Below are 12,548 nucleotides of genomic sequence, written 5' to 3' on the forward strand. Positions count from 1 at the left end.
ATGGATATTCTTGAATTATTAGGACACATTGGTAAAACCGAAGAAAAAGATAAAATTTCTTATTCAGCTGGAGTAGTAATGGCTTTAAGTTTGAAAGATATTGGATTTGAAGAAATAAAATATGAAGATTATGTAGACGGAATGAAATCTATTTTTGAAAAAACTACAGAAAAAATTTCTCCAAAACGTTCTATTGAAATTTTTAATAATTATGTAGCGCTTCTTCAGGAAGAGTTAAAAGTTAAAAATGCAGAAATTGGAACTGCCTTTTTAGCAAAAAATGCTTCTAAAGAAAATATTATTTCATTGCCAAGCGGTTTACAATATGAAGTTTTAACGGAAGGAAATGGTAAAAAACCAAAAATTACCGATACCGTAAATGTTATCTATGAAGGTTATTTAATAAATAAAAATGTCTTTGATTCCACCAAAGACACAGGCCCTCAAAAAATGAGAGTTTTACAGACCATTAAAGGCTGGCAGGAAGCCCTGCAATTGATGCCCGAAGGTTCGCGCTGGAAAATTTATATTCCTCATCATTTAGCTTATGCCGAAATGGGAGCCCCACCAATAATTCAGCCCAATTCAACTTTGATATTCATTATTGAACTTCTAAATATTATTTAAGAGCCATATATATAAAAACTATTTCCATGAAAACTGTTTTAGCCTAAAGTAGTTTATGCGCAAAAATTAAAAAATCCGTATAATCCGTGTTTTCGCGATAGCGAATCCGTATAATCCGCGTCTAAAATTATGAGGTTGATTATAATGAAAGGTTAAGTGAATTAGTAACAAGTAAGTATAACTCGAAAAGTAATTTAAAATGAAATACCTGTCTGAATATCGAAATCCCGAGCTGGTCAAACATTATATAAATGAGATCCATAAAATAACGACAAAACCATGGAATATCATGGAAATTTGCGGTGGTCAGACACATTCATTGGTCAAAAACGGCCTTCTTGACTTATTACCAAAAAATATCCGAATGATACACGGGCCAGGCTGTCCGGTTTGTGTTACGCCTATTTCGTTAATCGATAAAGCTATCGAGTTAATGAAGCAAGAAGTAATTCTTTGTTCATTTGGCGATATGATTCGGGTTCCCGGTTCCTCAAAGAGTTTACTGCAAGCCAAAGCCGAAGGAGGCGATTTGCGTATTTTATATTCGCCTTTGGAAGCTGTAAATATTGCATCAAAAAATCCGGATAAAGAAATTGTATTTTTTGCCGTTGGTTTTGAAACTACAGCGCCCAGCAATGCACTGGCAGTACTTCATGCAGAAAAACTGGGTTTGACTAATTTTAGTTTATTGGTTTCACATGTATTAGTTCCGCCGGCAATGGAAGCCATTTTATCAGATGAGTTTTGTACCATAAATGCTTTTTTAGGCGCCGGACATGTGTGTACAATTGTTGGTCTGGAAGAATATTACCCAATTGCCGAAAAATATAAAATTCCGATTGTAGTTTCAGGATTTGAACCTGCCGATATGGTTCAGGCTATTTATCATGCTGTTTTGCAATTAGAACAAGGAAAATATGAGGTTGAAAACCAATATACCAGGTTGGTAAAAGAAGAAGGAAATGTTAGAGCAAAAGAGGTTGTAAATAGCGTTTTTACAATAGGAACTCAGGAATGGCGAGGCATTGGAGCAATTGAAAACAGCGGACTTGTATTGAGAGAAAACTACAAAATGTATGATGCCAATACTAAATTTTCAATAAAAACAACGAATAACAAAACCTACAATTTGTGTATTGCTGGTCAGATTTTAACCGGAAACAAAAAACCGAATGAATGTCCTGAATTCGGAAAAAAATGCAAACCTTCAAATCCCCTTGGAGCACCTATGGTTTCGTCTGAAGGAGCTTGTGCTGCTTATTATAACTATTTATAAAAATCATAATGCTTGGATTATTAATTACCATTTATGCCGGACTCGAACATGCTTTTGAAGCAGATCATTTACTGGCTGTAAACAATCTTGTTACAAATAGAACAAAAATTAAAGACGCCTTAAAAGACGGAATGTTTTGGGGTATTGGTCATACTGCTACTATCTTTATTGTGGGCGTCATTATGATTGGTTTTAAAATCTCAATAAGTGAAAATATATTTGGTTATCTGGAAGCGGTTGTGGGTTTAATGCTGATTATTTTAGGAGTAGTTCGCTTGTTTAAACTTTTATACAAAAAAAGGCATTCGCATACTTATTATCACAGTCATGAACATACACACAGCAATGGTGTTACGCATACACATATGCATGCGCATACTTATTATCATGCGCATCCTATTGCCTCATTTAAACACGCGCACTATGATGGATCAGCAAATTACAAAACCGCATTTGGTGTAGGTCTGGTTCATGGATTGGCAGGAAGTGGCTCATTAGTTATTTTAGTCATTTCCCAAATGAAGACTCCACTCGAAGGCTTACTTTATATTTTAATCTTTGGATTTGGATCCATAATAGGAATGTTCATCGCATCAGGGTTATTTAGTATTCCTTTTACCAAAAGTATCCTAAAATCGCAAAAATTACAATATGCTTTAATTATAATATCTTCTGTAATATGCATTGTTTATGGACTGAAGATTGTTTACACAAATTTGTTTTAGAAACATTATAAAAATACCCCGACGCTATCCCCAAATATGTCGAGGCATTTCTATTGTTAGTCTTTAAAAGCCGTTGCAATTCCCGTTACAATATTAGCAGTGCCAAAAGCAAATAATCCAGAAGCAATTGCTGCTTGTCCGGAAAAATATTGGCTTTCGCGAATCACCATACTAAAAACTGTTCCACCAGCCAATCCTGCAATTAAGCCTAAACCAATTGTAGAAATAATCCACCAAGGCTCTGGTTCCGGAATTGGAGGTTTCTTCAAAAAATTACGCCACCAGCCTGGATACTTTGTACCACACCAGCCCATCGCTAAGAAAAAAGCAGTTTCCATAGTATTTTAGTTTATATAGGGCCTACTCTTTTGCTTTTCGGCTTCCGCATTCTATCGGGGTAAAAGTAAAATTTGATCTTTTGAATTAATCTATACATTTTCCTGTTTTTGAAAGGGGAAAAACACCCTTTTTTAGAATCTTAATTTCATTTAAAGGAAACCATTAATAAGCCCTAAGTCTAATTTAATAATATCTTAAGGCGCTTTACTCGGCTGTATTTTATTCGATAAATAACTTTGTCGCATGGAAAAATGGAAACAAATTATAGTCACTGCTATTTTATTATTTAACTTTAGTCAAAACTCGTTTAGTCAAAAAACAAATGCTATAAACGGAACTGTTACAGATGGAAAAACACCAATCGAATTTGTTGATGTTGTTTTAAAATCTGTTAATGACACTACCAAAACAATTGCTTATGCGGTTACAGATACATCCGGAAAATTTATTCTGGAAAACATCCATCCAGCCGATTATGTATTGAAATTGAGATTAATTGGTTTTAAAACTGTTACTCAAAAAGTAAAATATACTGGAAACACGATTTCACTTGGAACTATTACTTTACAGGAAGATGCCAACCTTTTAAATACAGTAGTCGTAAATTCTCAGAAAAAGCAAATTCAAAAAACCAATGAAGGTTTTGTTTTTAATGCTGTTTCCAACATTACGCAATCTGGCGGAACAGCAATCGATATGCTGAAAAACATTCCAACCGTCTCTGTTGATGCCGATGATGCTATTTCACTTAGAGGAAAAACACCGCTGATTCTAATTAATGGAAAAAATTCTGCCATTACCAATATGAATCAGATTCCTGCCAGCAGTATCGAAAGTATTGAAATTATTACAAGTCCCACTGCAAAATATGATGCTAATGCAGAAAGTGGCATCATTAATATTAAACTAAAGAAAAACAATCTGAATGGCTTAAATGGAGCTGCTGTTCTTGGCGGTGGATTTGGTGCAAAAGGAAGAATGAACAGTTCCATTCTTTTGAACAATAAAACAGATAAATGGAATGTGGGACTTGCCTACGATAATCGTTTTGCTGGAAGAACCAAAAATATAAAAGGCGAAAGAACCAATTATTTTATTGATGACGAACATTTTATTAATCAAAACAGAAGCGATCAAAGAACAGAAGGCTTGCAGAATTTAAAATTCAATGCTGACTTTTCACCCAATGAAAAAAACACATTTTCGTTTGAAGCCCTTGGAAACATGGAAAGTCAGGATAATGACGAAACTCTAAAAACGGATGTTCATAATAGTTCTAATCAATTTTATTCGAGCAACAAGCGACATTCTTTAGAATTAGAACGTTCAAAAGCTGCTGAATTTGCTTTTAATTATGATCGAAAATTTTCTGATGAAAGAAAAAGTTTAAACGCAAGCATTACGACTTCCTATAACTTTCATAGAGAAAATACCAATATTGATACTGATAATTATGATGAAAACCAGAACCTTGTTGGTCCTACTTTCTGGCAGCGCACTCATAATTATGAAAAAGAAAATATTTCAAATGCTATTTTAAATTATGCTTTCCCTATTGCAACCAAATCTATGATTGAAACAGGATACAAAGGAACATTCCGTTTATTTAATTCTGATTTTCAAAGTGCAGATTTAATTAATAATGAATATGTCGTAAATCCTCTGGTTAGTACCATTTTTGATTTTAATGAACAGATAAATGCTGTTTATGGACTTTGGAATTCCTATTCGGGTTCAGAAGAAAACAAAAAATGGAAATACAATCTTGGTCTTCGCGCTGAGCAAGTTTCTAATAATGGAAAAACACAAAATGGAAATGATCATTTTTCAAATCATTATCTTAAACTTTTTCCTTCCGCTTCTGTACAATTGAATTTAAAATCGGATGAGTTTTTAAAATTGGGTTACAGCAAAAGAATCAATCGTCCGGACTTGGATGATCTAAATCCGTTTATTGATATTACTGATGCTTTGAATCCGCATGGAGGAAATCCGTATTTAAAACCTGAAATTATTCATATTGTAGAGTTGAGCTACAATAAAGAATGGGATCATTATTCTTTTTCGGGAAATGCTTTTTATAGAAATGCCAATAATACGATTAGACAATATGGTATTCTGCAAGACAATGGAGTGATTTTGTTACAGCCTCAAAATATCGGTAATACCGTTACGTATGGACTTGAAAGTATTTTTACGTTTAAACCTTTTTCTTTTTATGATGCCAATCTGAGCTTAACTGCTTTTCAGCAAAATATCAATGCCAATAACTTAGATCAGGCACAAGACTTTGTAAAAAGTGCTTTTAGCTGGTATGGAAAAATGATCAATAATTTTACTCCTTGGAAAGGCGGAAAACTTCAAATCATAGGAAACTACAATTCTTCAGTTGCAACTGCTCAGGGAAAAAGAATTCCTATATATAATGTTGATATGGGTTTTCAGCAGAAATTAGGAAAAAGCAATGCCCGCTTAGGTTTAGTTGTAACCGATATGTTTAATACTCTGGAAAGCGGTTATAAAAACAATACTTTGTTATTCAGCAACAACAGAACTTCCAAATCAGACACCCGTGCTTTGATGGTTACTTTCGCTTACACTTTCAAATCTGATTTTAAAGAAAAGTTAATGGAAAATAAGTTTTCAACAGAATAAAAAAGCCCTAAAAATTAAAAATTTCATTCTTGTATTTTTAAGTCATAGTTCTATTAAAAAATTGGACTATATTAGCCACAGAAAAAATGTACCACTAGATTTTTTCGAGCTCCAAAACACTTAAACCTACATAGAATGAAATTTTTAAAATTACTTATCTGCAGTTTATTTCTGACTGCTTTTCAATTACAAGCCCAAGTTCAGGTAGATCAAATTAAACACAATTCTAAAGAGCGTTTTATCACCACTACAATTGGTTATCCTGTTCAAGGAACTTACGCACCTTTAAATCAAAAACAACCTATTACGGTATTAAATCCAGACGGAACAGGTTTTATCCAAGCAGAAGATTTAAGCAAACAAAAAATCAACTGGGGAATAGAATGTACAGAAGAAGGCGTTCCTGTTTTTAAAGAAGGATTTAACAGCGCTTCTTATACCTTTTGGTACAGACCAAATGACAGCGAAGAATGGTTTTATTCTCAATTTTCTATTCATTTTACCAAGAAAAAAATGTTCTTAATGGGTGAAAGAGTAAAAGATTATGTCGATTACAATGTTCAATAAAAGGTAAAAAAGAGGCTTCTTATTAAAAATTTAGTCAATTTTACCCTCATTTTCTATAAAAAAGAAAACGTTTTCGTTGAATTTCAATAGTACCCGCAAAACTTCCGATTAAATTTTATAAATTTAAAAATCATACCCGATTTTTATTTAATTTGCAATAATAATTCAATATATTAAACATGGTTTCAATCACACGTCTTTTTGATTTTCCCTATTATCAACAAGAAACTTATAACCTTCCCGTTGCTCTTGCTACTAAAAAAAATGGAGACTGGGAAAAAACATCTAGCCAGGAATATATTGCAAAAGCAAATGCTATTTCGAGAGCATTATTGCGCATGGGCGTTCAGAAAGATGATAAAATTGCTTTAATTTCTTCCAATAATAGAACCGAATGGAATATTATGGATATTGGTATTTTGCAGACAGGTGCTCAAAATGTTCCCATTTATCCAACCATTGCAGAGGAAGATTATGAATATATTTTAAACCACAGTGGCAGTATTTATTGTTTTGTTTCTGATGATGAAGTTTTACAAAAAGTAAATGCCATTAAAGCCAATGTTCCGACTTTAAAAGAAGTTTATTCTTTTAACGAAATCCCAGGATGCAAACACTGGAGCGAACTTTTGACTTTGGGTGCAGACGAAAGTAACCAAAATGAAGTTGAAGCTAGAAAAGACAGTATTAAAACGGAAGATTTAGCTACAATTATTTATACTTCTGGGACAACTGGAAGACCAAAAGGAGTTATGCTTTCACACCAAAACATTGTTTCGAATGTTCTGGACAGTGCACCAAGAATTCCGTTTGATCCGGGAAAAAGTACCGCTTTAAGCTTCTTGCCTATCTGTCATATTTTTGAAAGAATGATTTTATACATCTATCAATATTATGGTGTTTCGGTATATTTTGGAGAATCTATTGATAAAATCAGTGATAATTTAAAAGAAGTAAAACCAACTGTCATTACAGCTGTGCCAAGGCTTTTGGAAAAAGTTTACGATAAAATTTATGCCAAAGGAGCTGAATTGACCGGCATCAAGAAAAAACTATTTTTCTGGGCCATTGATTTAGGTTTGAAATATGAACCATACGGAGCAAATGGTGCTTGGTATGAATTCCAGTTAAAAATTGCCCGCAAATTGATTTTCAGTAAATGGAAAGAAGGTTTGGGAGGAAATCTTGATTTAATGGTTTCTGGAAGTGCCGCTTTACAGCCTCGTTTGACAAGAGTTTTTGCTGCTGCAGAAATTCCGGTCATGGAAGGTTATGGTTTAACGGAGACTTCTCCAGTAATTGCTGTTAACGACCAGAGAAACAAAGGTTTTAAAATTGGAACCGTTGGAAAACCAATTCGCAATCTTGAAGTTAAAATTGCTCAGGACGGTGAAATTTTAATAAAAGGACCGAATGTGATGTTAGGTTATTACAAAGATCCTGAAAAAACAGCTGAAGCTTTACAAGATGGCTATTTCCATACAGGAGATATTGGAGAAGTTGACAGCGAAGGTTTCTTAAAAATTACAGATCGAAAAAAAGAAATGTTCAAGACTTCAGGAGGTAAATATATCGCTCCACAGATGATTGAAAATGCGATGAAACAATCTCGTTTTATTGAACAGATTATGGTTGTGGGTGAAGGCGAAAAAATGCCTGGAGCTTTTATTCAGCCAAACTTCGAATTCGTAAAAGAATGGGCAAAAATCCACAAAATTACTTTAGGAAGTACGGATGCTGAAATTAGTACAAATCCAGATGTCATTAAACGAATCGATGAAGAAGTGGAAAGCATCAACAAAAAATTCGGACACTGGGAACAAGTAAAACGTTTTGAGCTTACTCCTGATGTTTGGTCAATCGACGGTGGACAGCTTACACCTACGTTGAAATTAAAACGTAAAATCATTAAAGAGATTTACAAAGATCTTTATGCTAAAATCTACGGAAACAATTAATCAAAATAATATAACCAAATGGAAACGGCTGTCGATTGACAGCCGTTTTTTTTATTTCCTCAATTTGAGTTTATACTTCATAACGTCCTTAAGCATCGATTTGTTCTTTTCATTAAAAGCAAGCAATTCTGATGCGATATCCGGTTTAATTGTAATCTGATCCGCTACAATTTCGTAAGCAATATTTTTGGTGATTTCTTCTAAGTCTTCATGTTTTTTGAACTCCTGTTTCATAACCTTTAAAAACAACTCTGAATTCTCAGCCGAAACCTCTGATTCATAAATGGAAGTTATGGCTCCGGATAATTTCTCTGTTGATTCGATATTCACAAAATAGTTATTGAGGCAATTGAATGCATCTTTATTGCTTCTCCAGCCCGATATCAAAACTTCCTGTGCTCCTTCAATAATCTTAATTTTATCTTTATAAACAAAAGAGGCTTTTACAAATTGATTACTCCCTTTATATTCCTCTATGACTTTACCATAAAACTTGTCCGCTTCCGGTTTGTCTTTTAGAATGGTGTACAAATCGCCCACTTTTTCGTTTTGATTGAGTTCTCTGTATAATTCAATTGCCTGTTTGTAAACATGTCCTTTTTCGTAACACTCTGCCGCTTTGTTTTTATTATTACAATATTTAAGATGTACTGCTGCTGCTTCGCTATACAAATCGCCCTCTTCCAAAACATCAGCTGCTTTATAATAATTTTTAAGCAGTTTCATATACACATGAGCAGCCTTGGCGTAATCTTTTCGTTCTTTAAATTCTTCAGCCATTTTTTCATATCGGTTTTGTATAGTCGAAAAACGCTCCGAATCGATCAGAGCTGAACCTCCAGAACCCGATGGTTGACGTTTTGGCGCTGAATAACTTCTGGAAGAACCAGCTGAGCCACTGTCATTTACAGCCATGGCAATAATTAACACAAGTGCACCTAAAATCAAAACTAAAGCGACAAAAGGATTCATCCCACTACTACTAGTGCCTGAGGAAGAGCAACTTCTCATGTTTAACAAAAAAATCGATGCAAAAGCTAACGTCAAAACAATAGTAAAAGCTCCACATCCGGAATCGGTGGATTCATTTATCGTCTTTCCGCCTCCTCCTGAAAAAGAACCACCAGCACCAGCAGCAGAACCTGAACCAATTCCTTCAAAAGAAAGCTTTCCGCCAAATCCACCTCTTGCTGTTTTTAAGGTATCCAGAGGAATAGCCATTTTTAAAGCCAGTTCTGGATTTTTATCCAGAAGCTCCAAAAACTTATCCGTTTCTTTCTGATTTCCTTGCATTAACTTTTCCATATCAAATGGCAATTCTTCTAAAGCTTCATCATTAGAAAATGGTTTTTCTATTGATTCGAGAATCTCTTCCGTATTGGCTTCGTAACGTAACGACTCTATATGCAGCGGAATATAAACTGTTTTGGAAGGTTCGAGTATATCAATTTCTTTCAAAATTGGCGTTTCAAGCAAATCAATCCAGGAAACCTCGTCCTTCAATTCCACCAATCCAATATCAGGATGCATGAAATGATAATGTTCAGAAAATAAACTGTGCCACTCAGCCTTTGTTAGCTGAGGAGTCACAATTGTATTTTCGGGAATGAACAATTTATTTTCTATCAATTGACAATAATAGTTCTTTCCGATAGTATCAATTTTAGTCCGACTCTGATCCAAAACTAACAAACAACCAAACAACTCATTGACATTTGCTCCCGGAACCGGAAAAGCTTTGACCAAATGGAACGGTAATCCAATACTCTGAATTTCCTGAAGCCATACTTTGGCCAAACCGCTTTTTATAAAAACACCTCCTTTGGGAAATGTATTTTTAGTATTTATTCTAAGTTTAAGTTCCATTTTGTCTTACATTTTTTATAAACGGATCTAGATATTTCTCCAGAAATTCTTGCTCTTTTATACTCCTCAGGAAAGAATCTGTAATAAAATAATCGTTACCGGAATATTCTGTTTCCGAAGCCATAATTGTCCTTGCGTTTACAATAAAAGGAACATAAAACTTTGGAATATCTTCTTTACTGCTTTCAAATATCAAAATTCCGTCTTTATTCCTTACCCGACTTCCGTCCTTAGACTCAAAAGACAAGGTTTCGATGTAGCAAATTGCTCCGTTACTTTCTATCGTACTTTTCAACGCTTCGGCTTCCTGTCTTTTTACATCATTTAAAATAACACCTAGCTCTTCATCTACAACAGCTTTACTTTCAGCTAAAGTTTTAGCTGTATGTTGTTTTATTATTTTAACAAGATTGATAGCCGATGCTCCTTTGTTTTTCAGAATAAGATTTACTTTTTCATCAAATTGTATGGAAGGGTGTTTCCAGTCTTGAGCATGATAACCTCTCTTAGAAAACTCTAAGTGCATTAAGCTAAATCCGTTAATTGTGATTTCATCATTTACAATTGACAATCCTTTTAGTTTTTTTATGACACTGTATTTGAATTTACTATTCATAAAATTTTGAACAAAAGAATTTTGTTTTATGCTATAATTCACAAAAGCATCATTAATCAAATTACTGAACTCAGATTTCATTTTTATCAAACCGTCATCGACACGCCAATAGCTTGTACCATCAGTCAAATAAAACTCATTCTTATAGCCAAAAACATTAACTTTTAAATCATTAAAATCTTCATTAGAAACCAAATTACTTTTTAACTCCTGTTTATCAATATTATAAACACTAATTTTTGGAGTCGAATCGCTTACATAACACAACAGAAATCTCTCACCTTTTCCATTGGTTTTTATTGCAAAGTCTCCTTTATCGAAAGGAAGATTTGAAGCCACTTTTTTAAATCCTTTGTTGAACTCATTACTGACAAACCAGTATAAATTTCCATTCAAGTAGGTATAAAAATCTGTGCCGTAATAAAAAATATTCTGATAACTTCTCTCGATTGGAAATAAAAGCGGAATATCATCGAACTCTGTTTCAGAAGATCTGCGACGTGGTAAATCTTTCTTCTCTTTATTCCACAATTCCTCTAACGGCATTATAATATGCTGAAGCATCTTTTTGCCTTTGTTCTGATTTTTATACACTTTGATGCCTTCGATTTCCATTTCAAAAACATACTTAATCTCAGTATAATAAGTACTTATCACGTTTTTCATTGCCGTGAGTTTCAAACTATCTTCTGAAGAAAAAAGAAATACTTCCTGATTTTTACTGTTGATTTTATTTTGCTGAAAAAACGATTCAAGTCCTTCTGAACAATCCAGTTTACCACTAAGTTCGCTCAACGCTTCAATAACATCATGAACGTTTTCTAACGGAACTTCTTTATAATCCTGTCCTGCTATAAAAACTCTGCATTTAATATCCGTTTTGGGATGTCTTGCAATCGCAATCGCCGAAGCAAAAGACAGAATCTTAGGATTTCCCCAGTTTTTTAACGAACTGTCGATAATCAGAATACGTTCAAACTTATCGGCTTCCGGTGGAACTTCTCTTTGAATGTAAAGTGCTTCGTTATTGGCGATTCTGGACATAAAAACGTCATCATCATAAGCAAATTCAGAAATTACCAGTTTATCAAAATCACCTTTGTTGGTCAAATCCGAGATTCCTCCTAAAGGCTGTTCACTCGGATGATTATGATGCAACGGAATATGAAGTCCTGACCACAGTCGCTTGATAAGACTTCCGACATAAAACGTGCGGTCATCCTGTATAAGTTGTTCTATAAAAGTAGCGGTATCAGCAAGATTTTCCTCTTCTAAAATTTCTTCGTTCAGCTTGCCTTTTACCTCTTCATGCGGATTATTCTCCATCGCAGACAAAATCGACTCCACCGTTGGAAAGTTCTTTTTAAGCAAAGCCAGCGTTCTGAAATCTTTTATAAAATTGGCATTATTAAAAGGTTCTTTTACACCTGCCCTTACCAAATGATGTCTGTGCTCTTTGTACTCTTCCAGAAGCTTTTTTGCTTTTTCTGAAGAAATTCTGTTGTGACAACCATCAAAAATAGTCTGAAACATTTTCAGTCTTTTCTCACCGGTTTTATATTCATCTGGCAAGGCTGCAAGCTGTCTCATAAAACCAATACTAGCACCTAATCGAAACGAATGTTCTACAGGAAAAGATTTGGTTATTTCTATACCTTTTGCCCAATTTTGAATTTTGTCAATAGTTTCTTTACTATCGTGATTGGTTGCCGTAATAGCCAATAAAAGGGTTCCGAATGGCGGGAAATTAGTATCAGAAAGCGCTTCTAAAACTTCAAAGACAAATTTCTCATAACCAATGGTTTGTCCATTCGGAATTGTAATCGTTTCAAATACACTATCCGGAGAAAATATCTGATTTTCCCATTCCCAAAAATAGTCTGTAAACGATTGAAAATATCTTTGAAATTCCATTTTTA

The 12,548-nt window shown here is 34.1% G+C and carries 9 protein-coding genes; 6 read left to right on the forward strand and 3 right to left on the reverse strand.

Features of this window, described 5'->3' with window-relative positions; all coding sequences use genetic code 11:
- The 3 genes from BM289_RS06190 to BM289_RS06200 all read left to right on the forward strand — a co-directional run bounded on the left by BM289_RS06190 (position 1) and on the right by BM289_RS06200 (position 2,628).
- Positions 1-627 carry a BamJ family beta-barrel-assembly machinery protein gene (locus tag BM289_RS06190; protein ID WP_091491760.1) on the forward strand — a complete coding sequence of 209 codons (627 nt, stop codon included), beginning with the start codon at positions 1-3 and terminating at the stop codon, positions 625-627.
- Positions 628-826: 199 nt separating this feature from the next.
- Positions 827-1,903, forward strand: a complete 1,077-nt coding sequence (hypD, locus tag BM289_RS06195; protein ID WP_091491761.1) for a hydrogenase formation protein HypD — start codon at positions 827-829, stop codon at positions 1,901-1,903.
- A gap of 8 nt (positions 1,904-1,911) precedes the next feature.
- On the forward strand, positions 1,912-2,628 hold the full coding sequence (locus BM289_RS06200; RefSeq protein ID WP_091491763.1) for an urease accessory protein UreH domain-containing protein: 717 nt from the start codon (positions 1,912-1,914) through the stop codon (positions 2,626-2,628).
- Positions 2,629-2,684: 56 nt separating this feature from the next.
- On the opposite strand, the gene BM289_RS06205 is transcribed toward BM289_RS06200, so the two are convergent.
- Positions 2,685-2,966: a hypothetical protein gene (locus BM289_RS06205; RefSeq protein ID WP_143102050.1), complete on the reverse strand. Its 282-nt coding sequence runs from the start codon at positions 2,964-2,966 to the stop codon at positions 2,685-2,687.
- A gap of 244 nt (positions 2,967-3,210) precedes the next feature.
- On the opposite strand from BM289_RS06205, the gene BM289_RS06210 reads away from it, so the two are divergent.
- The 3 genes from BM289_RS06210 (at position 3,211) to BM289_RS06220 (ending at position 8,147) form a co-directional block, all read left to right on the forward strand.
- Positions 3,211-5,622 carry a TonB-dependent receptor gene (locus tag BM289_RS06210; protein ID WP_091491767.1) on the forward strand — a complete coding sequence of 804 codons (2,412 nt, stop codon included), beginning with the start codon at positions 3,211-3,213 and terminating at the stop codon, positions 5,620-5,622.
- A 135-nt stretch (positions 5,623-5,757) separates the two neighbouring features.
- A complete protein-coding gene (locus BM289_RS06215) occupies positions 5,758-6,189 on the forward strand; it encodes a hypothetical protein (protein WP_091491768.1) in 432 nt (143 codons plus the stop codon).
- A gap of 179 nt (positions 6,190-6,368) precedes the next feature.
- Positions 6,369-8,147, forward strand: a complete 1,779-nt coding sequence (locus tag BM289_RS06220) for an AMP-dependent synthetase/ligase (RefSeq protein ID WP_091491770.1) — start codon at positions 6,369-6,371, stop codon at positions 8,145-8,147.
- 51 nt (positions 8,148-8,198) lie between these two features.
- Here the strand turns inward: BM289_RS06220 and BM289_RS25405 are convergent, their stop codons facing one another.
- Both BM289_RS25405 and BM289_RS06230 read right to left on the reverse strand, forming a co-directional pair.
- A complete protein-coding gene (locus BM289_RS25405; protein ID WP_091491772.1) occupies positions 8,199-10,013 on the reverse strand; it encodes a hypothetical protein in 1,815 nt (604 codons plus the stop codon).
- On the reverse strand, positions 10,003-12,543 hold the full coding sequence (locus tag BM289_RS06230; RefSeq protein ID WP_091491773.1) for a ribosomal protein L7/L12: 2,541 nt from the start codon (positions 12,541-12,543) through the stop codon (positions 10,003-10,005). The genes BM289_RS25405 and BM289_RS06230 overlap by 11 nt, the downstream gene beginning before the upstream one ends.
- Positions 12,544-12,548: the final 5 nt, after the last annotated feature.

The organism is Flavobacterium phragmitis (assembly GCF_900112575.1).
In the GTDB taxonomy this organism is placed as follows: domain Bacteria; phylum Bacteroidota; class Bacteroidia; order Flavobacteriales; family Flavobacteriaceae; genus Flavobacterium; species Flavobacterium phragmitis.

Excerpts from the sequence above, each read along its gene's own strand:
- BM289_RS06220 (WP_091491770.1), top strand. The coding sequence starts at position 6,369 with ATGGTTTCAATCACACGTCTTTTTGATTTTCCCTATTATCAACAAGAA.
- BM289_RS06190 (WP_091491760.1), top strand. The coding sequence starts at position 1 with ATGGATATTCTTGAATTATTAGGACACATTGGTAAAACCGAAGAAAAA.
- BM289_RS06210 (WP_091491767.1), top strand. The coding sequence starts at position 3,211 with ATGGAAAAATGGAAACAAATTATAGTCACTGCTATTTTATTATTTAAC.
- BM289_RS06230 (WP_091491773.1), bottom strand. The coding sequence starts at position 12,543 with ATGGAATTTCAAAGATATTTTCAATCGTTTACAGACTATTTTTGGGAA.
- BM289_RS25405 (WP_091491772.1), bottom strand. The coding sequence starts at position 10,013 with ATGGAACTTAAACTTAGAATAAATACTAAAAATACATTTCCCAAAGGA.
- hypD (WP_091491761.1), top strand. The coding sequence starts at position 827 with ATGAAATACCTGTCTGAATATCGAAATCCCGAGCTGGTCAAACATTAT.
- BM289_RS06200 (WP_091491763.1), top strand. The coding sequence starts at position 1,912 with ATGCTTGGATTATTAATTACCATTTATGCCGGACTCGAACATGCTTTT.
- BM289_RS06205 (WP_143102050.1), bottom strand. The coding sequence starts at position 2,966 with ATGGAAACTGCTTTTTTCTTAGCGATGGGCTGGTGTGGTACAAAGTAT.
- BM289_RS06215 (WP_091491768.1), top strand. The coding sequence starts at position 5,758 with ATGAAATTTTTAAAATTACTTATCTGCAGTTTATTTCTGACTGCTTTT.